Annotated in this window: 23 protein-coding genes and 1 pseudogene; 6 read left to right on the top strand and 18 right to left on the bottom strand. The window is 46.7% G+C overall.

The window, feature by feature from the left end; translation table 11 throughout:
• Positions 1–269 precede the first annotated feature (269 nt).
• Both NYE70_RS04585 and NYE70_RS04580 read right to left on the bottom strand, forming a co-directional pair.
• Complete coding sequence (locus NYE70_RS04585; RefSeq protein ID WP_211020422.1) at positions 270–671, bottom strand: Rrf2 family transcriptional regulator; 402 nt, start codon at positions 669–671, stop codon at positions 270–272.
• Positions 672–751: 80 nt separating this feature from the next.
• A complete protein-coding gene (locus NYE70_RS04580) occupies positions 752–1,543 on the bottom strand; it encodes an AraC family transcriptional regulator (protein ID WP_341045153.1) in 792 nt (263 codons plus the stop codon).
• Between the two features lie 344 nt (positions 1,544–1,887).
• Here NYE70_RS04580 and NYE70_RS04575 point away from each other — a divergent pair, with 344 nt between their 5' ends.
• Positions 1,888–4,332: an Ig-like domain-containing protein gene (locus tag NYE70_RS04575; RefSeq protein ID WP_341045152.1), complete on the top strand. Its 2,445-nt coding sequence runs from the start codon at positions 1,888–1,890 to the stop codon at positions 4,330–4,332.
• Positions 4,333–4,428: 96 nt separating this feature from the next.
• Here the strand turns inward: NYE70_RS04575 and NYE70_RS04570 are convergent, their stop codons facing one another.
• The gene (locus NYE70_RS04570) at positions 4,429–5,322 is read right to left on the bottom strand and encodes a hypothetical protein (RefSeq protein ID WP_341045151.1); all 894 of its coding nucleotides are present in this window, start codon (positions 5,320–5,322) and stop codon (positions 4,429–4,431) included.
• 93 nt (positions 5,323–5,415) lie between these two features.
• Positions 5,416–6,195 (bottom strand): hypothetical protein, encoded by a 780-nt coding sequence (locus tag NYE70_RS04565; RefSeq protein WP_341045149.1) that lies wholly within the window; start codon positions 6,193–6,195, stop codon positions 5,416–5,418.
• Between the two features lie 127 nt (positions 6,196–6,322).
• On the opposite strand from NYE70_RS04565, the gene NYE70_RS04560 reads away from it, so the two are divergent.
• Positions 6,323–6,982: a hypothetical protein gene (locus NYE70_RS04560; protein WP_341045148.1), complete on the top strand. Its 660-nt coding sequence runs from the start codon at positions 6,323–6,325 to the stop codon at positions 6,980–6,982.
• Positions 6,983–6,993: 11 nt separating this feature from the next.
• Here the strand turns inward: NYE70_RS04560 and NYE70_RS04555 are convergent.
• From NYE70_RS04555 to NYE70_RS04545, 3 genes and pseudogenes are all read right to left on the bottom strand, one after another.
• Positions 6,994–8,193: pseudogene (locus NYE70_RS04555) on the bottom strand (chromate transporter).
• Between the two features lie 19 nt (positions 8,194–8,212).
• Positions 8,213–8,740, bottom strand: a complete 528-nt coding sequence (locus NYE70_RS04550; protein WP_341045147.1) for a GNAT family N-acetyltransferase — start codon at positions 8,738–8,740, stop codon at positions 8,213–8,215.
• Between the two features lie 34 nt (positions 8,741–8,774).
• Positions 8,775–9,227, bottom strand: coding sequence for a MarR family winged helix-turn-helix transcriptional regulator (locus NYE70_RS04545; protein WP_341045145.1), 453 nt, complete (start codon positions 9,225–9,227; stop codon positions 8,775–8,777).
• Between the two features lie 188 nt (positions 9,228–9,415).
• Here NYE70_RS04545 and NYE70_RS04540 point away from each other — a divergent pair, with 188 nt between their 5' ends.
• The gene (locus NYE70_RS04540; RefSeq protein ID WP_211020413.1) at positions 9,416–10,288 is read left to right on the top strand and encodes a YitT family protein; all 873 of its coding nucleotides are present in this window, start codon (positions 9,416–9,418) and stop codon (positions 10,286–10,288) included.
• Positions 10,289–10,491: 203 nt separating this feature from the next.
• Entirely contained in the window at positions 10,492–11,901 is a 1,410-nt protein-coding gene (locus NYE70_RS04535) for a glycoside hydrolase family 1 protein (RefSeq protein ID WP_290407099.1), read from the top strand.
• A 79-nt stretch (positions 11,902–11,980) separates the two neighbouring features.
• Here the strand turns inward: NYE70_RS04535 and NYE70_RS04530 are convergent, their stop codons facing one another.
• Positions 11,981–12,835: a copper amine oxidase N-terminal domain-containing protein gene (locus NYE70_RS04530; RefSeq protein WP_445323743.1), complete on the bottom strand. Its 855-nt coding sequence runs from the start codon at positions 12,833–12,835 to the stop codon at positions 11,981–11,983.
• A 106-nt stretch (positions 12,836–12,941) separates the two neighbouring features.
• On the opposite strand from NYE70_RS04530, the gene NYE70_RS04525 reads away from it, so the two are divergent.
• A complete protein-coding gene (locus NYE70_RS04525; protein WP_213655301.1) occupies positions 12,942–13,103 on the top strand; it encodes a hypothetical protein in 162 nt (53 codons plus the stop codon).
• A 49-nt stretch (positions 13,104–13,152) separates the two neighbouring features.
• Here NYE70_RS04525 and NYE70_RS04520 read toward each other — a convergent pair whose 3' ends face one another.
• The 5 genes from NYE70_RS04520 to NYE70_RS04500 form a co-directional block, all read right to left on the bottom strand.
• Positions 13,153–14,820 (bottom strand): DUF6138 family protein, encoded by a 1,668-nt coding sequence (locus NYE70_RS04520; protein ID WP_341045141.1) that lies wholly within the window; start codon positions 14,818–14,820, stop codon positions 13,153–13,155.
• A 30-nt stretch (positions 14,821–14,850) separates the two neighbouring features.
• A complete protein-coding gene (locus tag NYE70_RS04515; RefSeq protein WP_341045140.1) occupies positions 14,851–14,991 on the bottom strand; it encodes a hypothetical protein in 141 nt (46 codons plus the stop codon).
• Positions 14,988–15,404, bottom strand: coding sequence for a hypothetical protein (locus NYE70_RS04510; RefSeq protein ID WP_341045138.1), 417 nt, complete (start codon positions 15,402–15,404; stop codon positions 14,988–14,990). The genes NYE70_RS04515 and NYE70_RS04510 overlap by 4 nt, the downstream gene beginning before the upstream one ends.
• A complete protein-coding gene (locus NYE70_RS04505) occupies positions 15,401–17,257 on the bottom strand; it encodes a hypothetical protein (RefSeq protein ID WP_341045137.1) in 1,857 nt (618 codons plus the stop codon). Before NYE70_RS04505 ends, NYE70_RS04510 begins: the two co-directional genes overlap by 4 nt.
• Before the next feature lie 83 nt (positions 17,258–17,340).
• Positions 17,341–18,138, bottom strand: coding sequence for a hypothetical protein (locus NYE70_RS04500; protein WP_290407092.1), 798 nt, complete (start codon positions 18,136–18,138; stop codon positions 17,341–17,343).
• A gap of 112 nt (positions 18,139–18,250) precedes the next feature.
• Between NYE70_RS04500 and NYE70_RS04495 the strand changes: the two genes are divergently transcribed.
• Positions 18,251–18,916, top strand: coding sequence for a DUF2625 family protein (locus NYE70_RS04495; RefSeq protein ID WP_341047510.1), 666 nt, complete (start codon positions 18,251–18,253; stop codon positions 18,914–18,916).
• A 76-nt stretch (positions 18,917–18,992) separates the two neighbouring features.
• On the opposite strand, the gene NYE70_RS04490 is transcribed toward NYE70_RS04495, so the two are convergent.
• The 5 genes from NYE70_RS04490 to NYE70_RS04470 all read right to left on the bottom strand — a co-directional run bounded on the left by NYE70_RS04490 (position 18,993) and on the right by NYE70_RS04470 (position 24,704).
• Complete coding sequence (locus tag NYE70_RS04490; RefSeq protein WP_341045136.1) at positions 18,993–21,812, bottom strand: sugar-binding domain-containing protein; 2,820 nt, start codon at positions 21,810–21,812, stop codon at positions 18,993–18,995.
• A gap of 167 nt (positions 21,813–21,979) precedes the next feature.
• Complete coding sequence (locus NYE70_RS04485; protein WP_341045135.1) at positions 21,980–22,723, bottom strand: class I SAM-dependent methyltransferase; 744 nt, start codon at positions 22,721–22,723, stop codon at positions 21,980–21,982.
• A 3-nt stretch (positions 22,724–22,726) separates the two neighbouring features.
• The gene (locus NYE70_RS04480; RefSeq protein WP_341045133.1) at positions 22,727–23,629 is read right to left on the bottom strand and encodes an NAD(P)/FAD-dependent oxidoreductase; all 903 of its coding nucleotides are present in this window, start codon (positions 23,627–23,629) and stop codon (positions 22,727–22,729) included.
• 253 nt (positions 23,630–23,882) lie between these two features.
• Positions 23,883–24,050, bottom strand: coding sequence for a hypothetical protein (locus NYE70_RS04475; RefSeq protein ID WP_341045132.1), 168 nt, complete (start codon positions 24,048–24,050; stop codon positions 23,883–23,885).
• Positions 24,051–24,704 carry a hypothetical protein gene (locus NYE70_RS04470; protein WP_341045131.1) on the bottom strand — a complete coding sequence of 218 codons (654 nt, stop codon included), beginning with the start codon at positions 24,702–24,704 and terminating at the stop codon, positions 24,051–24,053.
• Positions 24,705–24,715 lie beyond the last annotated feature (11 nt).

The raw sequence follows: 24,715 nt of genomic DNA, 5'->3' as shown, positions 1-24,715 counted from the left end.
GTTGACCAGACCTCATACACAAAGATGTTCTACTAACTCAAAGGCAATACCTCAGAATTTTGAGATGTTGTTTGAACTAACCTGCCCGTTAGCTTAATGGGAATTGTAGTTTGATATTCATCTAATCGGTATTCTGACTATGTTCTTGTACATTCCGGCAATAGGAACAAGTTCTTGTCCTTGGCTCGGGACAAGAATTTGTTCCGATAAAAAAAGCCGCTAAAATAGCGACTTTCAATGAGACTATCTTCTTGTCCATAGTCAGTCCTTTACAGAACGGCCGTCATTTTCTTGGCAAGCTCGGATATTTTTTGATTTCGTAAATAATCCTCCATCTTCTCTTCCGCCGTTACCATGATTTTCTGAATCATACAATCTTGACCGTGGTTTAAGTCGCATTCAAATAAGGAAGCGTTGCCCTCAATGGCATGAATGATGTCCAGGAACGAGATCTCTTCCCAATTTCGCTTTAAGCGGTATCCCCCATTGGCGCCTGAAGTCGACTCGATCATTCCGGCCTTGACCAGCTTGGTCAGGATTTTGGATAAATACGTCGGAGAAACCTCTTGTCGTTCCGCCAGCTGCTGTACGCCGATGAGTTTATTCGGGGGGACGACAGCAAGAAAGAGCATGGTATGAAGAGCATAGTTCGTCGCTTTAGAAAATTTCATAGTGGAGTGTTCACCTCAATCAAAGACTTTATTTGCCCATGATAACTATTAAGCTCCTTTGTGTCAAATCAGCCTCTTCGTTATTGTGAAGATAAAGCCGGTGATTTACAACGGAATTCGTTGGGGGCCACCCCATATTGTTTTTTAAAGACCCGATAAAATGATCGCAAGCTGTTGAACCCGGAATCAAAGGCGATGTCGGTGACCGGATGGGTTGTAGATAACAGCAGCATGTGTGCATAAGCTGCCCGCTGGCTATTGATGTAATCGCGAAAAGAAACTTGGAATTGCTCGGAGAAAATCCGGGAGATCATAAATTTACTAATGCCCAGTTCCTTTGAAAGCGCATCCAAGTTAATGGGTTCTAAAAAGTGCATGTCGATGTAAGCAAGGATTTTCAGAATCATATCCATGTCGTTCTTGTAGTCCACTCTCTTCATGTACATTAACGGTAGAGCGTGCCCTAATATGGCGGATACATAGGCTCTAAGTAATCGATCGTCACTTTTTTCTATATAGAGTTTATACAAGGTTGCCATGAGATCCGTAAGTACCTTGTTCCTGGGAACTACGGACTTGTCCGGAACATAATGAAGCAAATCCCCCGTAAAATCTCCCGGAAATGTGGCCTCGAAGAACATCAGCAAAATTTGATTGCTTTCGGTGGTTTCATAGCTGTGAGGCTGATTGGGAAAAATGATGGCCACTTCCCCTTCTGACAATTCATAGTCTTCTCCATTAATGAAGATATTGATTTTGCCGGACATAACCATGGTTATCTCAACATTTTTATGCAAATGAAGCGGATAAGTGTTATTTGTGGAAATAAAGGAGTGAAACGCCTGATCTCGATGCTGATATTTCATCTTCATCTTTTTCTCCCCTATCGGCCTGCCATGCAGCAAGTTAATAAAATCTAAGAAGATAATACCGATCTGATCTCTTGCACACAAGGTCCCTAAGCAATAGTTGGCACAAAAAAGCATCCTTTTTGGCAGGAAAATACGGCCTTAAAGTTTTAAAGTAATAGCTGCAGGCATACCAACCACTTTACCCTGAAAGGAGGAAGTATAACAGGATCACTATCGGACAATAAGTCTGCATCCCTATCCATGTTATACGTCAAGCGATGAGGCTAAGAAATAAAAGATCCGGCAAGGCAGCAGCTCTTTTGTTGAGTTTTACGGTAGCGCTTTCAGTTTTAGGGGGATCTCCTTTGGATGCCTCAGGACAATCAACTGGAGACCATAGTATATCGGAAGGTGCCCCAATCCTTGCTTTTCCCGGCGCGGAAGGCGGCGGCGCTTATGCCAGCGGCGGCCGGGGCGGCGACGTTTATATCGTAACAACCTTGAAGGATTATGGAGAAAAGGATCAACCTATTGAAGGATCACTGCGGTATGGGGTCGTTTCTACCCCTAAAGAAGGACGTACGATTGTTTTTCATGTATCCGGTACGATCGAGCTCCAAAGCACCCTTCGATTCAAAGACATTAAAAATCTGACAATCGCCGGGCAAACCGCACCGGGCAACGGAATTACGATTGCGGGCTGGGATACCAACATTAGCAATTCCGAAAATATTATCCTCAGGTACCTCTCCTTCCGTCCGGGCGCAACCAATGTTTATAACGGCAGCGATTCTATGGATGCGCTTTGGGGAAGAGACAACGACAACTTTATCATTGACCATTGTTCCTTCAGCTGGAATACGGATGAGACCCTGTCCTTGTATAGAGGAGAAAACGGTACGATTCAGTGGTCCATCATTTCGGAGAGTCTGACCCTTTCCGGCCATTCCAAAGGGAGACACGGCTACGGCGGCATTGCCGGCGGAGATAAGACCACGTTCCATCACAATCTGTACGCCAACCATACATCGCGAAACCCTAGACTCGGCGGCGGATATGCCGGTGCGGCGGACGCGGACCATGTGGCGGTAGTCCAGTTCTCCAACAACGTCATTTATAACTGGGGCTTTAACGGTACTTACGGCGGTGGCTTTACCTACACGAATTATATGAACAATGTCGAACTTGCCGGTCCGGGAACAAGGGATAATGTAATTAACCAAGTAATTGATGCAGGGGAATCCACGAAGCTTGGGGGATTCTACATCGACGGGAACCGGATTAACGGCAAGCTTACGGGATTGCTGGATGAATCCTCGGATTACGTGAAATTTTCCGGTGTCAATAGCGGGGATCAAATGACAACCATTGCGGCCAAGCCCTATCTTTCGGCGGACAGCACGGGAGTAAATCATGGCATCACCAATCAGGCGTTTGATAATTACATTAAATCCGGCATCAAACATGCGAATGAGCCCTTACTGAGAAGCATACTGCAACAAGCAGGCGCAACCTATCCGCGACGCGATGCGATCGATGCAAGAATCGTGGCGGAGGTTGAGCAAGGTTTGGGAAGATACATCAATACGGAACATGAGGTTGGTGGCTACATCACGGACTTTGGCGTCACTGAGGAACAGCGCGATGACCAATTTGATATCAATCAAAACGGAATTGACGACAAATGGGAAAAGAAGAACAATATATGGGATATCAAGGATGCTTATAAGACGGTTACCCATAGCGGTTATACCTGGCTGGAACTTTATATTAACGGGCTTGTTGATATGGATCACAAAGCGGAAAATCCAGAAGCTGTGATCATGTCACCGGCTAACAATGCACAATTCGTTACAGGCAAAGAGATTGAAGTTAAAATCAAAGCCTCTTCCAAATTCGGGCACAAAATCAATAAAGTCGCTGTCTATAATGGATCCCAATATCTCGGAGATGGTGTGAAGAAAGGCAGTACGTACTCCTATACGATCAAAGGATTAAAGGATGCTTCCCACTATATCTCGGCAAGAGTCACGGATACCGCGGGAAATGAGACTCAGACTACCGCAGCTAACATTCATGTCAATACCTCCTCCGCTACCCTCGCTAATGAGGGCTGGATATCCTCGGATATCGGAAACCCGGATATTAAGGGTTCCGGAAGCATGACGGATGGGGTAATCACCGTAAAAGGTAACGGGAAACTTGGCATGAGTGAAGGCAGCATGAAACAATCCGAAGCAAACAATGAAGCTAAAGACGATTTCCACTTTGTGTATAAAAAAATGGACGGTGATTTTGAACTTACAGCGAAGTTGGAGGAGATCGGAGCCGTTGATAACCATGCCTTCACCGGGCTGATTATTCGCGATGAATTAAAGGATGACAGTGCCGCGGCAGCCCTCGGTCTCTCCTGGGTCAAGCTGTCCAAAGCAACCAGCTGGTCCGCTTATCTGGCGGGCAGAAACCAGCAAGGCGGTCCATTTGACAAATTGACGGAAACTTTAGACAGTGCTTCTGCAGCCGCTAAGGCCGGCATTCAATTACTTCCGGATGTTCCTTTTAAAACAAACGGCGTCCCGCAAGGATATTGGCTCAAACTAGGACGAAACGGGGATACCTTCTGCGCTTACGGGTCAACCGACGGAAAGGATTGGACACCTATCGGCGAACGGACAATCGTCATGCAAGATTCGGTTTATATCGGATTTGCCGTTGACAGCAATGATGTCGCCAATAAGATCGAACAACTGAATTATGCTAAATTCTCAAACATAACGCTGAAGGATAGCTTTACCCCACTAGGGAAGTAGCGAGATATCAAAAGCTTCACTATCCTGAACAAGACGGCAGCCCCTTCATTGGCTGCCGTCTTGTTATGCATTATGAGAAACTACACTTGTTCATGCTTACAAATTCAATCTCTGTTGGATGATAACGGCCAATTCTTCTGCTGTATTCCAAACAAACGGACGGATCTCTTTGATTTGTCCGGGAAGCAGATCGGCATCCCCGCTATTAACGGTCCAGATTACAGGAATGTTCAAACCTAGTGCATATCCCGCCGCCATATACACCTCAGGGGACTGACCGGTTAAATCCGCGATAATCAGTTTACTGTCCGCAATGAGCTCCAAGGAGTACTTCTCGGAGTGATTTGTCTTCGCATGGGCAACCAACTGCGGCAAATAACCGTACTGCTCAATTTTAGGCAGTAGGATCTCCGTCCATTCCGCAGGCAGCATGTTCTCATCCCCGACGAGAACGGTACAAGGTTTAAGTTTCTTCCCTCCTGCGCTGGCGGCAGCGATGCTCCACCCTTTTTCCGTAAGCTTAAAGGCCGTCCCTTCCCTGATCAGCAGATCAGCGGTGCTCAGTGTATCTATAAGATATACCAACTCTTGTAAATTAGGAGAATACGTCAAGTTATAATTGCTCGAGAGCGGATGAATGATTACCGTTTCACCCGGCGCTTCGGAATGTCTGTACAAATATTGCAACAGCCGATTTCCCTTATCCTCCATGGTTACAGGGATATCCGATGAATTTGCGATGGAATCCAAATCGTCGGCGGATATTACGACCTTTTCATCGCGATCGGTCTGCTCCCGGATATATGCCGATACCAAATGCAGCATATTCCGTTTCTTCTGGTGCGGGAATGAACGAACCGTCTCATAACTGCCTCTCTCCAAGCTATAAAACCCGCCGGGAGAACAGGAGCAACCCATATATTTATCGAATTCGGCTTCCGTGGCTATAGGGACAATCTGATCGCAGAACAAACATTGCTTCTTCATCATAACAACTCATCACCTCTCATCAATAGCTACCCTCTACCATACCAAGATTCTATTGAAAAATTGACAAGAAGATTTATCCAGAAGACTCCAATCCTATCTTTCAGGTTTAAATCTGCGCAATAGTTTCCTTACCCAGCCTACTATGGTCGGAAGCAGAAACAGTAGAACAATTCCGGAGACAATCCCATATCCGAGCTGAGATTCCCTCTCCTCAGATAACATTCGCTCCATATTTGTTCCGATCAAAATCACGTTGTGCTCTTCCTTGCCGGGTAAGGTGAACGGCTCCAATCTTCCCTCTCTGGCGCGTCCGATGACCGTGATTTGTTCCCCTGGGGACACTGCATAGTAGCCATATGCCCTTTTCTTCGGACTCTCCACCAACAGCGGCCGGGATGTCCCTCCTTCATATATATTAGACAGTTGACTCGGATCAACGGTGCTAAAATCCAGCGGGAGCCAATTCGTGTAGAAGCGGAACCACTCCGCTTGCACGACTACGCTATTGATCACGAAGCTGCCTAAAACCTCCGGACGGCGGTCTTCGGATCTTTTGTAATCACAATTGCTTTTGCTGCATCCCCAAAGAAATGTTTCCTTTTGCAGCAACGCATAAGTATTCCGAAGTTTGCCCTCATCAGTCACGGCAGCTATGCCTTCAACACTGCCATCAAGCCGGACAATTTCGTCGATGTCGGGAGTCAACTCTAGCACCGTGCGCGCGTTAGTTATGATCTTTGTAAGTCTGGCTGAATCCCAATATAGTAACAGTAGGCCGAATAAAACAAAGAAACCAAGAAATTTCAAGAACCCGAGCCAGAATGAACCGGAGCCGTTTCGCTTATTCTTCGTTTTCTGCTGTTTTTTTGCCATAGGCCCCCTCCTCCTCTTTGCACGAAAAATCTTCTTGAGTTAGTTTATCATACTAGCTTAAGCCGCTGGAAACTTGAAATTTAATAATCTTTCTATTAAGTTATTTTAATGAGGGGGTTAGTCAACCATGATGAAAGCTAAGAGAAGTATAGTGACTATGATCTTCATAGCGCTGTTTGCCCTGCTTGCCGGCTGCAATGTGTCCCATAAACAAACGGTGCCTGAAGTTACGGACCCTGATTCCGTATTGCAGTCCTTATATACGGCCGAACACATCAAGTCGGTGAAATCGGCGATCATAGAACCGCTAAATAAAAGCTCGGAAATCGAACAAGGCATCCGTATCTATTATCAATACGCTATTTTGCTTAAAGGTGCGGTCGACCAGGAAAATATAGATATTGCAAACAAGCTGTATATTGTTACAGCAGTCGAAAATACACAGGAAAACCGGGAAATTAGTGTCCAGTACATAGGTGGATCTCTCAACGGGGAAATTCGCGAACTCAGACCGCGGCATAATACATTTCAAGTAAACGCATGCCGCACCGAATCCGATTCTCCTTGCGACAGCGGCGATCCGACTTCATATGAAGCATACGCGGTAATATTTTCACTGGACGAGTACTCTGCTCTTGAAGAACAAGGAAATGTTGTCGATATCACGGTGAGGTATGCCTTGGGAAAAAATAAAAAGGAACTGCGGGAACAGTTCCTCAGCGACTCCGGACTTCAAGAAACCGGAAAGGCAGCCGTCTCCTTTCAACTGCCTGCCGCATTCCATTGAACAGGTTCAAGTTATATGTAGTTGATGATCACTCCGCCTAATGCGCCTGCAATAACAACAACCCATGGTGGGGTTTTCCAGAAAACTAGCATTATAAACAAGATGGACGCGAGGGCAAAATCAGCGGGTGCAAGTATGGAACTGGTCCAGATCGGATCATATAGAGCAGCCAGCAAAATACCTACAACCGCTGCGTTAACACCTACCAGCGCACCTTGAATTATTGGCTTCCTTCGGAGTGAATCCCAAAAAGGCAGAGCTCCAACAACCAATAAAAAGGCTGGTAGGAAAATCCCTAAAGTTGCAATGATCGCACCAGTCCATCCATTCATTATAGCTCCCAGGTAGGCAGCGAATGTAAACAAAGGACCCGGAACCGCTTGGGTAGCCCCATAACCCGCCAGAAAGTCTTCTTTGGAAAGCCAACCCATGGGTACTACTTCCCTTTCCAGTAAAGGCAATACAACATGTCCTCCGCCAAACACAAGCGAACCCGATCTTTAGAAACTGTCAAACATGGGAAGCCATTGGTGCGAAGTAATTCCTCGTAGGAAAGGCAAGATGATCAATAATCCAAAGAATAGGACTAGACAAATCACGGCTAACGAACGCTTTATCGGTACACGGATATCCGGCAACTCAGGTATCTTCGTGTTTTTATATAAAAATAAACCGATAATACCCGCTAATACGATGATCAACGCCTGACTAATCGCCGTTTGCCAAAGTAGTGTGACCGTTGCCGCTATAATGGCAATCGTCGCACGGTTCCGGTCCGGAGTCAGTTTCTGCCCCATACCCAGTACCGCATGAGCAACAATTGCGACAGCGACTAGCTTTAAACCGTGAATCCATCCGGAGTTCCCGATATCAAATCCCTGTAACAGATAAGCAAAAAGAACAAGAGCAATTACCGAAGGAAGAGTAAAGCCAATCCAGGCTGCAACCCCTCCCATTAATCCTGCGCGCATCACCCCGATCCCAATACCGACTTGGCTGCTGGCCGGCCCGGGCAGGAACTGACAAAGAGCAACCAAGTCTGCATAGCTGCGCTCATCCATCCATTTTCTGCGCCTTATATATTCATTATGAAAATAACCTAAATGTGCAACGGGCCCACCGAACGAGGTTAAACCAAGTTTCGTGGAAACTCTTAATACTTCAAACACAGCCTTCAGTTTATTATTTTGACTAAGCTGATTATCGGACATTACGCATCCCTTTCGCGGCTTATCTTCCTGCCATCAGTGTTTTACACATGATATAATCTCTTTGTTCTTCATCCCCCATAAAGAAAGAATGGGCACCAACTTGGACAAATCCTATTTTCTTGTAAAATTGAATCGCGTTCTCGTTCTTTTCCCAAACCCCCAGCCAGACTCTATTTTTCTTTTCTCCTAAAGCTATATCTATCGCAGTATTAATTAAATATTTTCCAAGCCCCTGTTTCTGAAACTTATTTCTTATATAAATCCTCTCAATTTCGAGTGCATCATCCCCCATTTTTTCCGATTGGGCAGTCTGACTGTTAATTTTCAAATACCCGGCAGGTTCTTCATCTAAGAAGATAAAAAAGAATTCCGAATGGATATTGTTCAATTCCATATTCAACTGATTGGAGTTAAATGCCCGATCCATATAGTTCTTCATATTTTCAGGCGAATTCTGATCCTTGAAGGTATCGTTAAAGGTTTCAATACTTATTTCTTGGAGTAGTTCTACATCTTCGATCCCACACTTTTGTATTTTCACAGACATTTGAATAGGTAGCTCCTTTAGAAAAGATTATAACTCAATACTTTCGCTTATTTCCCTTTTTTACAAACTCCCAGTCTACTTCAATATTCTTTCTAACTCTTTGAATTAACTGAAACAGAGTTTCTGCTTCTTCATCGGAAAATCCGGCTAGCGCGACATAATCGGAATGAATATGTTCACTTCTTATATAAGGATAGACACTCTCCCCTTTTTCTGTAGGAAAGAGTTTTTTGATTTTTTTGTTATAAGGATCATCTCTCCTTTCAATAAATCCGTTAAGTTCAAGTTTCTTTATGGCACGTGCGGCGGTTGTCCGATCCACTTTCAATATTTCGGATAATTTCTCCTGGATGATTCCAGGGTGTTCGCAGATCCGTACCAGGTACAAATACTGTCCTTTTGTAAGCTCATATTCCTTAAACTCGATATTGCTGATGGAATCCAATGCTCTGGCAATCGTTCCGATTTCACGTAGAATTTCTTTCATAGATAACTCCTTAATTTCTTATGCTAATCGATACTCGTTATACATGTTATATTATTTTTGTTGCATTTACAACATTCTAAAAAACAAAAGCTATATCATTTGTCATAGTCGAAATTCTTGATAAAAAAGATAATTTAAACCGATAATATATTTTTATAACCCATTATGTGAGAAAAGAAGGTTCGGAGATGAATCGAAATCCATACGCTGCAATCATCGGTAAACCGATCAAATCTTCACTAAAACCCGTGCAGGAGGTTGGAATTATTATCCTTTCCGCCTTGCTTGTCGCGGCTGGTCTTAATTTATTCTTGATTCCCCATCAGCTTTTATCCGGTGGACTTACGGGGGTCGCATCCATCATTGGTTATATTACCGGGTGGAATATTTCAATCGTGTATTTTTTGCTTAATGTCCCACTCATTATCTGGGGTTGGAAGGCGGTTGGACGAAGATATATCGTATATAGTTGTATCTCGGTCATCTGCACGACTTGGTTTATGGCTCTTATTCCCGTCATCCAACTAACCAAAGACCCTATTTTGGCTGCGGTATTCGGCGGCCTCATCTCAGCGGGAGGCATCGGATTCTCGCTCCGAGTAGGCGGCTCTACCGGCGGGTTCGACATACTCGGCTCCATCGTAACTCGCAGACGGGATGTTGCGATGGGAAATGTTCTGTTCATTTTAAACGGCGCTGTGATTTTAGCACTCGGCTTTTTCCGGAGCTGGGACCTGGCCCTGTACTCCATGCTGTCCACGTACGTCAAAGGTAAAGTGGTCGACATGATTCATATCGGACATATCAAAGTCACTTGCTTTATTATTACGAAAGAAAAAGAGAAGATGCTTTGCCAGCTCCGCAAACTTCATCATGGAATAACATGCATCCATTCGGAGGGCGGGTACAGTGAGCAAGAAAACTATACATTAATGACGGTCACCACTCGGTATGAATTGGTAGCGGTGCGGAAAGCGGTTCTTCAAACCGACCCCCGAGCATTTATGAACGTGGTACAATCCACAGAAATTGTTGGACGTTTTGCACGACCTAAGGTATAGATATTAGATTTGGAATCAGATTTTAAGTTTATAAATAGATAACAATATATTTCCAGCCAATCAGGTCAGCCTAGGTCTCTCCCTTCGCTGACCTGATTTGTTATTTTATCTAAACGTAGAATAAGCCATTCTGGGAATAATGCTAATTGACACCGCAAGGGTACCTAGTATGCATCCAATAACATTCAAAGGCGGGATTGAACATGACCGTAATATTCCCCAAGGACTTCTTATGGGGCGGCGCCGTGGCTGCGAATCAATGCGAAGGAGCTTATCAGGAGGATGGCAAAGGCTGGTCCACTCAGGACGTTGCTCCGCAAGGTATCAGAGGCCCCATTACAGAAGTTCCTACTGACGATAATCTGAAGCTGATCGGTATCGACTTTTACCATCGTTATAAGGAAGATATCAAGTTATTTGCTGAAATGGGCTTTAAGGTATTCCGTACCTCGATAGCCTGGTCCCGGATCTTTCCGAATGGAGATGAGCTCGAGCCCAATGAGAAGGGCTTGCAATTCTACGATGATTTGTTTGACGAATGCCTTAAATATGGGATTGAACCGCTCGTGACGATATCGCATTACGAAACCCCGCTGCATTTGTCCAAGCAATATAACGGCTGGGTCAATCGGCAAATGATCGGCTTCTATGAACGTTATGCAAGAACGTTATTCACGCGTTACAAAGATAAAGTGAAGTATTGGCTGACCTTTAATGAGATCAATTCCATTCTGGAAGAGCCGTTCATGAGCGGCGGCATTTATACTCCGAAGCAGGAGTTAAGCAAACAAGATCTGTATCAAGCGATTCATCATGAATTCGTTGCAAGCGCGCTGGCCGTAAAAATCGGGCATGAGATTAATCCGCACGCAAAAATCGGTTGCATGGTTCTTAGTATACCAACGTACCCTCTCACACCCAAACCGGATGATGTCATCGCTGTCATGGAGGCTGAACATAAGAACTACTTCTTCGCCGACGTCCATGCCAGAGGCTATTACCCTGGCTACATGAAGCGCTTTTTCCGGGAACATAATATTGAGATTCATATGGAACCGGGAGATGCCGAAATTCTAAAACACACGGTAGATTTCATTTCCTTCAGCTATTATGTGAGCATTTGTGAATCGTCGGATAAAAGCAATCGCAAACCAACCGATTTGTTCAACGGGGTGCCTAACCCGTATCTGGAGACAAGTGACTGGGGTTGGCAAATTGATCCCCAAGGTCTGCGCTATGTGCTCAATATGTTTTACGATCGGTACCAGAAGCCGCTCTTCGTAATTGAGAATGGCCTTGGAGCCAAAGATGAGTTAATTACGGGTGAAGATGGCAAGCCCACTGTTCACGATGATTACCGGATCAAGTACTTGAACGATCACCTGGTTCAGGTCGGTGAGGCGATCAAAGACGGAGTTGAAGTGATGGGGTATACTTCTTGGGGTTGTATAGACTTGGTGAGCGCCTCATCTGCACAAATGAGCAAACGTTATGGTCTCATTTATGTAGACCGCAACGATGACCATACCGGTACCCTGGAGCGTTATCGCAAGAAATCTTTCTTCTGGTACAAAGATGTCATCGCTTCTAATGGACTAAGTTTGCAGCGTTAGCAGTCGGTCAAAATAGAGTATTAAAAGAAGCAGCGGCAAACCAAGACTGTTAAATAAAGTCTGTGGTTTGCCGCTGCTTTTATGGAACGTCATTGCTAATCTCCGTTAGAAACCCGTTCATTGCTGCTGTATCAATTAACTTTAGAATATTTAAAAGCGCTTTGTAGTTAAACATATACCATTGGTTCTCATTCGCTTGATGAATTAAAACCTCGGGGTCACGATCACTATCCGTCGAACGAATTAAGGAATAAACATCAAACCGTAATATGCTATTCCCTTCTTGGTCTAAAAAGTCATATTGTCCAGCTTTATAGTAGTAACCAGGTGGGAGGTGACTACGCCAGGAATAATTAGGAGGTGCTTCGACTTTCTTACCTTTGTTTTCTACAAAAATATTATAGATTGCTTCATTATAGGTATTCCCATGGATTTGATTGACTACGCCACCCAAAATCATGTGGTATTCCTGTTGCAATGCTTTCACCTTTACACCATCGATGATCAACGGTTTGGTTTCCACAGTTACTGCAAAGTTGCTATAACTGACTTTACACCCAAACGTTTCTGCAATAAAACGAAGCGGAACCATAACCCGATTATTCTTCAGATATGGCTTGGCATCTAAAAGTACTGCTTTTCCATTTTTCACAGCTTTATTGCTATTCTGGTGTAATATTACCTCGACATTACTATTTGTGAGTATGATTTTTGAATCCGACCACTTAACCGTAGCTCCCAAATTTTCACTGATCACACGCAGAGGTACCATGGTTCGGCTGTTCACAGTTTCGGGACTTACATCGGAGGAAATCGCAGTCGTTGCGCCATCGGTTTGATTTTTCATAAGTATTTTTACGGGTTCGGCGGCATAAACGGATGATGCAAATATCATCACACTCAACACAGCTGCTGCTGTTATCAGCTTCTTCAAAACGACCACTCCATATATAAAGGTATTTTAATAGTAATCCAGGATGTATTTATAACCCCCAAATTATACCATAATAGAGTTGCTTTCTGTAACGAAGCTGATCTTCTTGGGCGTTATACAAGGAATTTTCTCGTTCATTGCACTGAAATGGCTGCTGCCGCGTTTAATCGGGGAACTTGGTTTGGAGAAGAAGCATATCTGGGGAATTTCGATCGGATTCATCTTCACGATAACAAACGGCATTGCTGTCTGGCTTACATTAATGTGACCATCAAGCAAAAAGCCCGCGCCAAACGCGGGCTTCTTTCTATCTACGACTATTGCTTCCAAAGCGCCAAGAGTTGCTCCAATTGTTCCTTTAAAGGCGGCTTCGCCTTTCTTGCAGTTCCGGCAAGCTTATCCGCACTCTTAAACAACCGATACAGTACCAGCTCCCGCTCATAATCCTTCTTCTCTTTCAGTACATCGACAAGCGCGCCTGCAAGCTCGGGATCGTCGATCGTTGCATTTTTTACATATTTCCCTTCCTCATTGCCACCGAGTAAAATAGTAACCAACACTGGAAGATTCTCCGCTGTTAGACCGTGGGCTTCAATAAAAGCTTCAGCATAGTCATCCTGCACCATTTGATGCTCCGTATCCACCAGTTCCATATAGCGGCACACTAATGAGAAAAAAGATTCACTGTATAAACCGAGGCCCATTACCGCGTAAGTACCCGGCATTACTGATTTCTCTCCAGGTTCCACGTCCCCGTACCACGCATACTCTTCCATCACAACATCTGCATATTCTGCTATTTTTGGAAAAAGTGCCGGATAGGTGAGCGCATTAGCGAAAAACTGGTGCAGCTTCGACTTCGCCAGCTTTTTCAACGGAAGAAAATGCTTTTGACTGCTCTTCAGCTTCAGGCTGTAACTCTTAGGAAACCCTTTGCGCAAAAGGTTGATGATATAATTCAAGGCTTCACCGTAAGCCGCCACTTCTTCGGATAGAATACGGACTTCGATCAGCTGCGTGACGTCGTTGTTACTGCATTCCACCCGCTCACTCCGCAAGACACTCTCAAACTTACCGCTGCCGACCTTCAGATAATTCGCTGCCCGCTGCGAACCCAGCTTGACTGCTAAATCCAGATACTTTTTCCGGGTATCCGGTTCGGTAAATCCGACCTTCAAAGCGACAAAGAGGAAGAAATCCAGTTCTCCTTCGACAACGAATCGGCGGTCCTTCTCCTCCTTTAAAATCCAATCGAATCCATAATCACCTGAAGAATCAAAATGCTGCGGCAAGAAATGTTCCTTGGCCCAGGTGTTAAAAGCTGACGTATAGTGCCGGATCCACTCGTTCTTACGTTTTTGACTTATGTTCAGTTTGTCCGAAAGCCGGCCGATCAAAGGCTCAATAACTGCTTCTTCCTGTTTCATCATATCCGGATTAATCAAATGCTGAGCGAAGAAGAACATGTCATGCTCATTCGGCAAAACCGGAGGTTCGGAAAGAATCTTGGTCTGAATAAAATTCTCCAGCGACTGCCGAAGTTGCTGCAGCTTCGCTTCATTCAACAAATTGCGGTGCAAAGTGATTATGGATTGATCGCGCTCAAATTCAAACACGACTTCAAACCGGTAATCAAAAAAACGGGGACCGAGCTCCTCCGACCTGAACAGTTGATCCACCCGCTCGCACAAAGCTGGAAATACCTCTTCCGTCAGTTGTTCATCGGTCAATTCCTCGATATACTCTCCTGCTTCAAACTTATAAGAGTCGTCGCTCCAAGAGAAAGGTTCGTAAACATCAATATGCAGCCTTCCTTGCTCCCAGTTGGTTTTTCCTTTTCTCCAGGCTACCCGAACATAGTTCATGATTCCTGCCTGCAGCTTGCTGTGGTTTTTCAGATCGCGTATTCTTTGACTCTCCTTGAAGTAAATCTCCATGATTCTATCCCATATGTCCTTTAAGAAAACTTCCGAAGCCGGGTTCATGATCGACACCTCCTGCAATCAATATAGAATTTAAATTGGATGAATTTGTTCCAGTCTTTCTTTTAGTGCTGCGCCAAGTTCCTTCCAACGCTGGCTTTCCGTCGTTCCATCGAGCGCAGGGTCGTCTTGCTGACTTCCGCCCAATTCACGTCCAGCTCCCCTTTGGATCACTTCGATTCATAATTAATAATGATTGCATCTCTGGTAACTTCGTCATAGGCAATCCACAACTCATCGCCCGGCTCGACTCCGTAAACCGGCTCAATCGTCTGGTTGATGTGGTATGCGATCCCGGCGCGCTCAACGGTGATCTCCGCCAACGGCCGTTCGCCAAGCGTTCCGAAAAATTGGACGGACACGACTTTGGCCGCTCCCTGCTTTCCTTTTTGCAGGGCAAACTCTTTCTTGAAGTCGTCCTTTCTCATGGTAACCGGGATGACCACCCCTGCTTTCACAGGCAGCCCTTTTGGTACAAACAGGCTGTTGACCTTTCGGAAGCTTACATTGCCCTCGGAAACCATAACCTCCAGGATCATAAGCTGCCGATTTCCGACCGTCACCGGATATTCTTCGGTAGCAATCACTTCGCCTTCCAGCGTAATTTGCTCCGATTCCGAAAAACCGGCGCTAACTTACCATAGCTGTGAATTCTCGTCATCCCTTGAATCAACACCAAATTTGCTTTTTCACCAACACGATATTCAAACCCTGGAGGCTGAACGACCGGGACGGCATAATTACGGCCTTCGGCTTTAAAATGAAGCTGGAGCGCCTGGCCGCGGTTTACTGCACCCAAAACCTCAATGCGGCTCAACACCGCGTCTTTAATGACGTCCGGCTTCGCTTGCTCTTGTATGTTCTCCCCGGTTACAAACACGGCTTTATGCTTTTTCCGGTTATAACTGATAAGCACGGAATCGCCGACTTTAATGTCATTCAAGTATGAAATGACCTTCTTGATCGTGACCTCTTTCATCTGGCCCTCATCCTCAAACCGGACAGTAAACCGGACCAGCGGCAATTCGTTGATGTACGTGCCCGTTTCTTCCATCCGGGAGATCGTACCCGGAAGCTGCTGCCCCTGAGAGATCTTTCGGGCATTCGACCTCATCGATATCATTGGAAGTAAGACAAGCGCAAGGATGGATAGAATGGGTATCAAAAGCCAAATCACCCAATTGAGGATAAGCGGTCCTCCCTCTTTGACGTAACTCCAGAAGCTTTGCAGCGATTTTACATCCTCGCCTATTCCGACCAGCCAACCTTCAACATGTTCTCCCTTCAGAAACCTCAATTCCCGGGCCTCCAAATCGAATGCGCCCGAAGCAGGTGATTCTCGTTCCGCTAAGTAGAGGATGTTACTTTCCGGTTCCTTAAAAAATGAGGTATCTTCATTTGTTAAATCCTCGTATGTAAGCTGTTCCAGAAGACTAGTAACATCGGTGAAATTCCCGGTCTTCTCATTGTACAGATAACCCAGAACGGTACCGTTCAATTCATCTTCCGTCGTCGAACCTGCAATCAATACTTCTTGATCATTCAGCAAGAATACACGCGCTTGATAAACAGGTTGTGGTGTAGGGACTTCCGCACCCCATTGATTCTCATTGGCATTGTAAAACTTGGCCGTTTCCGGATAATTGGAATCCTCCCGAATCAGCTTCGAATTATTGATGCCAAACTCCTTGGCGAATTCTGCGGCGGCCCGATCCTGTGCGGCGAAGGAACCTTCCTCCTCATTCTTAATAACCACGGACGGCAGATTTGCCTTGTTGAAAATCCCGCTTACGAGCGCAGTTCTATCGTCTTTTAAGTCAATTTCAAACATAGGAACCGCTTTGTCGTTCTCAAAGCTTCCATGGACCTCCATAACGTGGACAGGCCTGGCCGGAAGTAGAGATGGGGAATCCAATGATATCGTTTCAAGCTGCCCGGCTTTCACTTGGGCTATGTACGGAACGGACTCCGCCGTCTCACCCGAAATAATCAGTCTTCCGCGCCATTCATATGTACCCGAGCTCAAAAATGCAGGAATGCGAAGCTTTCCTTGAGCGAGCTCCTCCATCTCCCCTGACCGCGTAAAATAATTGAGTTGGAGTCCTAAGCTGTCGTCATAAGTCGGAAGGATCACCCCGTTCTGCTGATAAGAAACAGCCCCTAGCTCACCATGAATATTGGTGCGCAGTTTCACCTCTTTGAGCAATATCCCGTTTGTCGCATCAAACAAATAAGCCGTAGTATAGCCTCCGTCATTTTCGTCGGATACCCCGACCACCCTTTTTCCCTCGTCAATCATAAAAATGCCCGACATGGATGGTAGATGGTCATCAATATTTGTCATGTAACCACTGTAATCTTTCCAAACAAACGTGCTTAAAATGATGGCCGGAATAAAAAAGACCAAGTTAGCAATAATTGCGGATTTTATTTTTTTCATTCTCTCTCCTCCTCCTACAAAACACACAGCCGCAAACTTTCTTATGAATCAAAGAAAAGAAATGCATTCACAAGCATGGGACCTCACAAATACTCGCCAAAATAATCCTCCGCTATTTCACTGGAGTAACCGTCCTCACCTCTCCAGGTGGCCATCGAATTAAAATCGGTGCCCCGCCCGCGTTCTTTACGGTAATCGTCTTTGGACTCCAGCAAGCCTATGTATCCCCAAATTTCCATCACGACGTCTCTCTCATATTGATTGGAAGGAAGAACAAGCTTCCAGCGCTTCTCTAACTGCCTTGCCGCTTCCTTATCGCCGCAAGCATCTACCGCATCAAACATTTGCTTTAAGATCGCCACGTCTTCGCCTGTGACCTCAAACTCATCTGACTTGGCGAGAAACTCAAGGTCCATCAAGCAATAAGCTAACCAATTTAAGCGGACGCCTCCCCATTTGATCCGTTCGAAATTAAGTACGTTTAAATCTTCGTCGATATACTGTTCATCCGCCATTAGCCTACTGTCATTGCAATCACCGCAAGCACTATATCCTGGCTGCTCCGCCGGCCGCTGTGCATATGTATGTATAGGTAAATCTCGCGTAAGCGCAAAGCTGGACAAAGCGCTCCGCAAATAGACCTTGCGCGTGGAAAGACTATGTAGAAAGGATCGTACCGCCTTCTCTTTCGTGATCTGCCCCTTATGCAACTCATTGATCCTGCTAACGCATTCATCATGACTACAGGTGAACGGGTCAAACATGACTCCTTTACTTTTTGCATACTGGAACTCTTCTTCTGTATAAAAAGCTCCGCCGTCTCTCCAACGTCCGGAGGTCCAAAAGGCGTTCATCAGTATTTTCTTGGCTTTGGGATCCATCAGTTTCTTCCTTCCATCTATTATTTAAACCGCGATTCTATTCATGATACACTGGAAAAGCAAGGAAGCGAAAGGTACGAAATATGCAGAAATTAGGAAAGGAATGTTGACTTTGCATGCATTAACGTCGGCGGAACTGATCGATAAGGAACATCACGCATGGGAAGAAATTGTTGAGCTTTTGGGCAAAGGGACTAATCCATATGTCATTCTCCCCGCCGAGCGGTCGTCCGCGGAGGACACGCTATATCAGCTACAAGTAAGCACAAAGTCCTATTTAGGAGCGGTTGCTTTCGAGGCGGGTGGCATATTGTGGGACGGGGGCTGGATTCATTTGCTCGGATCGGGGAGTCCAGGAATCTTCGGCAGTTTGAATACGTGGAATGGATTGTCGGACAACAACGTAGTCGAACCGCTTGAAGGAATGCTTGTGGTCGCTTATGATGCGGCAGGCGTTTTTTTTGCGCTGGATACGGGCAAATTTGGCGGCAGCGGATTAATCCACTATTTCGCGCCGGATACGTTGGAGTGGGAATCTACGGAGCTTCCATATTCCGGGTTCCTCGGCTGGCTCGCGGAAGGCGATCTGGAGCAGTTCTATCAAACTTTTCGTTGGCAAGAATGGCGAGAGAATACAAGCCGGCTCCGGGAAGGCGAAGTATTTGCTTATTATCCTCCGCTCTGGACGGAAGAAGGCGGCGGAGACAAGAGCCGGAAAGCGCCCGTATCTGTCGTCGAAGCATGGAGCTTTGTCTTGGGAAATGATAGGAATGCATAGAAAACAGCCCGATAGATTCGTTCTACCGGGCTGTTTCTATTATCTTAGTCTGAAAACTTAAGCAGAAGATTCCGTCTTATCGGATCAACTCGCGAAGCTCGGCAGCACTGACATTATACTGCGGATTGAATTCGTTCGAGCTCATATAACCGGCCAAACTCGACAAGAACTGTCTTCCCTCCGGCGTTTCGCCCGCCTTACTTGCATCCAGGGCGCAAACGAGGAGCTTACCTTGACCTACCCTGCATTCAAACAGGAAGCCAAGTTTGTGATTGCGCTCAAAGTTGTCGATCGTCTGTACGATCGGGTTCCATTCACGGTCGGTTCCGTCCATGATGATCGACTTCGAATTTTGGACAATGCTCCACCAAGGGTAAGTGGAATGTTCTTCGCACGGGAAATCACGGAACACAGGATGAGTATTCTCAATCAACAGACCCATGGTACCGACAGGCACCGGACGGTTCATGCTTTCGGAGATGGACCGGAACATCGGATAGCACCAGAAATCCGTACAGTAAGTCCCCTCAATGGCATTCTCGAGAGATTCCGGCTTCGGCATCAGCAACACGTTCTTACCTTGCTCCAGAAGCGCCAGTGCTTCATCGGAAAGCTCCTCGAATAAGTTGATTTCGTCTTCGTCAATTCTGCTTCCGATGAGCTGCGGATAAATCCAAAGATCGTATGATTTGCGGATGTCACTTCCTTCGATCCATAAGGATAATTTCGCAGGAGTCATCCGGTGGACCACGGGCAGGTCAACCGTCAACTGGCAGATGTCGATGTAATTTGATCCCGCCTGAATGTTCGCTTCAGCGGATCCTTCCGCAAGTCTTGCGTCTTCCGCGGAGAGCTCCCAATGTAACGACAGATTGCCGGGCGTCCCGCTCCGGAACCAGCTCAGCTCGACGGCGGTAATGAAGCGTTCCCCTGCGACATAGTTGTATTTTGGGAACCTGGCCAGCAGGACGGCGTCGCTGCAGAATGTGCGCCATTCCTCCGGCGTGATCATTCCTTTGGAATCCATAAAAGCATCCAGCACGCCTACTAATGCGGTTCCTTGACCGCTAAAATCCTGTAGATCCAGCAGTTGGAACCCGGCAAGTCTCCGGGAACGGAACGCGGCCTCCAGTTCTTCCTTGTAGCAGGCAACCGCCAACTGTCCCGAGCTTTCAAAGTATTTACCGGCAAGATGACCCAGCCCCTTGCTCTCCAGACGTTCGCGGAAGATTTTGAAATTCTCGGCTTTGAGCGAGCCTTGATATTTGTCGATCTCCTCAAAATTCGGAAACGTCGCATATTGACCGATCTCATGAGAGACCACCGGCATTTGTGGGATCCATTCTCCGGAGGTGTCTCCGGCTTCCACCGTCTTGGCCTCGGTGCCGTACTGGATCTGAATGGACCCTCCGGCCTTATCGTCCGAGTCTGCCTCTTTTCCGAAGTCCGGTGGAACGATCTGATCGTCATAATCCTTCATCGTGCTTGGATAGTCGGTTTGCACATGACCCTGCGGAGCATCGCACATCGCATAGGAGCCTCTGAACAACCGGTCCCGTGAAAAACGCACGCCGCAGAAGAAATCGTCATGTTCCAGAATCTCCGGCATGAACTGATGGTTGTTGGAGCCTTGCGTGTACAAATGTCTGTCGTCGAATGCTTTGTATTCTTTCAGAATGGAGTCGATCTTCGTTCTGCTCCCCCAGAGTTCGTTGCCCAGTGACATCATCACAAAGGAAGGGTGATTGCCAAAAGCCCGCAGAATCTCATACCCCTCACTGATCAGATAATCCTGTTCCGCCTGGTTATGTCCCTCATCGGCTTCTTCCGTGATCGTTCCCCAGAACGGCAACTCCGGTTCCATGTAAATCCCGAGCATATCCGCGGCGGTAAAGGCCGCTTCCGGCGGACAGCAAGTGTGAAAACGATAATGATTCATGCCGTAAGATTTAGCGATTCCAAGGATCCTCAGCCATTCTTCTACGTCCGTAGGCGCGTATCCGGTCAATGGGAAAATCAGGCCGTCATGCTTGCCGCGAAGAAATGTCTTCTCTCCGTTAATGGTAAACTTGTCGCCAGCCGCTTTAAATTCCTTAAGACCGAATATCAACTCATGACGGTCGGCTACTCCCGCTTCTCCATCTTTCAAGACAAGACTTACATTATAAAGGTTAGGTTCGAATTCGCTCCAAAGCAGCGCATCGGAACCCAACTCATAGACGAAGGAGAACTCCCCTTCCGATACGGCAAACTCTTGCTGCGGAGCCGAGTGTAATTTCTTGCTGTTAAAGCTTTCGGCAACAACATCAACCGTTCCCTCCGTTGCCCCTTTCAACAAACCGGTGACCCGCACAGAGCGGGCAGCCAAATCCGGAGTAAGGCGAATGTCGCTCAAAGACGAGTCACCGAAGAATTGAAGCTCCAGGCGACCGGTGATGCCGTTCCAGTTTGTTTGCGTATCCGGGGAAGTTAAGTGCCCGCCTTTGGTCGGATAATCGGTATTATCAACCCGGACGGTAATGGTGTGGCTGCCTGCTTCAAGCTTCTCCAACTCGTAAATATGTGCGGTGTTCAGACTGTTGCGGCTGCCGATCTCCCGGCCGTCCAGCCAAACCTTCGTCATCCGGGTGCGTTCCAAATACAAAGAACAGTTCTTTCCTGCAAGCTCTTCCGGAATCGTGATTTCCTTCGAATACCACGCCTGTCCTTCAAACAAGTATTCATCCGTCAAGGCGCCGATCAATACATTTTCGTTTTTCGGTCCCTTGCGGGCATGCGACGTCGTACCAGGCAGATTGATGACATCTTGAAACGGCAGATTCAGTCCCTGTTTTCTCTCATCTAATTGCAGCTTCCATTCGCCTTCAAGGCTGATCTTGGTTAGCAAAAATATCACTCCTAATATGTAGTAAACGCTTCAAAAAAACCGCGCTGGGCGCGGTTTAAAATAAGGGAACCTACCGAAAGTTCCCCACATTTCCTGAGTTCCTTAGTAGACTAGAACTTCCATTGCCGCCGTGGGGAGTTCCTTCTCCCTCATCTTACAAAGTTTTGACCGAAGGATCAAACTTTGATTGCTGATACACGCAACCGGCTTGTATCTATCATCCACTGTCCATCCAGTTCAAGACGCGGCTTTGCGGCAGATTCTATGAAGCTATAGATAGATTCTTTATCAGATGGGGTAACGTCCGGGAAAAAATAGGTGGCGAAACTGTCCAGCCAGTTCCGGATTCCTAAATTCCCCTTGAGCGGCGTGAGTTTGTCAAAGTGCTGGGCAGAGGCGACGCGAAAACCGGCCTGCTCCAACAGGCTCGCATACTCTCCAATGGTGGGATGGTACCATGGATTCCGTCCCTCCCAAGCATAACCATATTCCTCCAGTGCCTGCTTTATCGCGGAAGTAAGTACCTCGACATTACCGTTCCCGGCGAATTCGGCCACGAATCGGCCGCCCTCCCGCAGCGCTAACCAGATCGTACGCACCACGGCCGGTGCATCCAGAATCCAGTGTAAGGCTGCATTCGAGAAGACGGCATCAAACTGGACATCCGTCCTATATTGGCATGCGTTTTCGACCAAAACATCCAGCCCCGGGTACTTCAGTCTGGCTCGGCCTACCATTTCCTCGGACAGGTCAATTCCGGTAGGGATTGCGCCCGCAGCCGCAATGGCGGAGGTCAAGTCCCCGTTCCCACAGCCCACATCCAGAATTCGTTCTCCCGGTTGGGGGCTCAGCATAGCTAATACTTCCAGCCCCGGCTTACCGGTGAGCTCAGGCATCCCGAGGCGCTTTTTATAACTCATTTTTTATTTCCACTCCTCTTCCGTCATGTCCGCTATGACAGCTACTGCCGCTTTGCTGCCTGAGGCTGCGGCATAAATCAATTGCGAAGGCATCACATACGCTGAATCCCCGGCCGCGTATATGCCGGAAACGTTAGTTCTGCCCATTGCATCCGTTGCAATCCCTCCATCCGGAGCAGTTTCATACCCCAGCGCTTCATGAAAATCGGCTTTAGGAAGTAATGCAGGGTCGATAAAACCTCCGCTTCGTTCAAGCTCTGATCCGTCTGCGAATTTCACCCTTGCCAGCAATCCGTTTTCCCCGGAAAATGCGGTGATCGGAGTATCGACGACGGCAATTCCTTTTGAAGCAAGCTGTGCTCGCTGTTCGTCCGTCAAGATATCATGACCGTTCGTGCACACGACCAAATCTGAACTCCAGTTAAGCAGCAATTTCACCTTGTGAAATATTCCCGGCGTTTCCGAGACGACTACGAGCGGTTGATCCCGCAGCTCCCATCCATCGCAGAAGGGGCAATTAAATAGGCTTTTCCCGTAAAATTCGGAAACCCCCTCAATTTCGGGCAATACTTCTTTTAAGCCAGCCGCTAAAATCACTTTGTCCGCCTGAACCAATACACCCGATGAAGTACGAAGAGCGAAACCATGATCGGTTCTTTGAATATCGGTCACCAGGGAATTCCAATGCCGGACCGAAGGGTATTTGAGCACCTCCTCGTAGGCGATCCGCCGAAACTCGGCGGGTGTAACTCCATCCCGTGTAATAAACCCATGCGACGCATGAGTTACCCCGTTCCTCGGTTGGCTGTCGTCAAACAAAACAACGTCCTTTCTTGCTCTGCCTAGCACGAGCGCTGCGTTTAATCCTGCCGGACCGCCGCCGATAATGGCACAATGATAGTTCATAACTTGAAACCTCCATTTCTTTTTGTAGATATTATAGATATAAATTATCTATAATTAGACAAACCTAATCACTCCCGAATTATTTAACGGATCAATCAAAGACTTAATGTGTCTATAATAACCCCAATTACATCGATCTGTCAAAACGCAACTGATGATATTTGTGTAGACCGAATTAGCTGCCATAATAAAAGTCCATAATCAAAAACAATCCCCCTGCCTTGTAATAAGCAGGAGGATGGAGGTTTGAGGTTCAGCCTTCCGTTGTCTTCTCAGTATCATTCACTGTGCCTGACCGGGAACCGTGACCGTGATGGCCGGCTTTATCCGAACGCGTTCCATTCACGATTTCGAGTGCTTTTGCCGCGAGTTTGGTCTTGGCAGTATCATATTGAGACTGCGTTATCTTGCCATCTGCCAATTACTTATCCAGCGCCGTAGTTAGCTGGCTCGTTACGAGCTCCACGACCGATTGCAAAGCAACGCCCTTCTCCTCCGCCAATGCCGCCATCGACTTACCGGCATGCTTGGCGGTCTCATAGTCGCTGGTTGATATACCAAGCAGTTCTGCGACGGCTTCCTCATCGATTCTTGCCCCACCGTGTCCGCCAAGGCTTGCTTTACCCGTCAACTCACGGTTCACAAGCTTGGTTGCTTTCTCCGTAACGTTAGCCTTTTCGGTATCATATTGAGTCTGGGTTAAGCTTCCGTCCGACAGCTTCTGATCAAGGCGCGCCGTAAGCTGTTTGGCTACAAGATCAATCACCGATTGAAGCGAGATCCCCTTTTCTTCGGCCACCGCAGCCAGAGATTTCCCCGAACGCTCTGCCGTCTCCAATTCGGTTTCAGTCATAGCGAAAAGGGCGGCAATCGCCGTATCGTCAAGTTTTAATCCTATTCCATGATGCCCGCCTTTCCCTTTTAATGTTCCCTTATCCGCTCTTTGTGTTGCGGACGATGTTGAGCTCGTAATGTTTGAATCCGAAGCGGCAAACGCTTGTCCGGCAAGCACCGCTCCTCCGCCTAGTGTAATAGCCAATGCCAGCGCACTTGCTGTTATCGCTTTGTTTTTCATGATAATTCCTC

This window comes from Paenibacillus sp. FSL R5-0407, assembly GCF_038009185.1.
GTDB classification, from domain to species: domain Bacteria; phylum Bacillota; class Bacilli; order Paenibacillales; family Paenibacillaceae; genus Fontibacillus; species Fontibacillus vini.
Note: the sequence above shows the minus strand (reverse complement) of the source record. Positions and strands in the feature narration are given on the sequence as shown.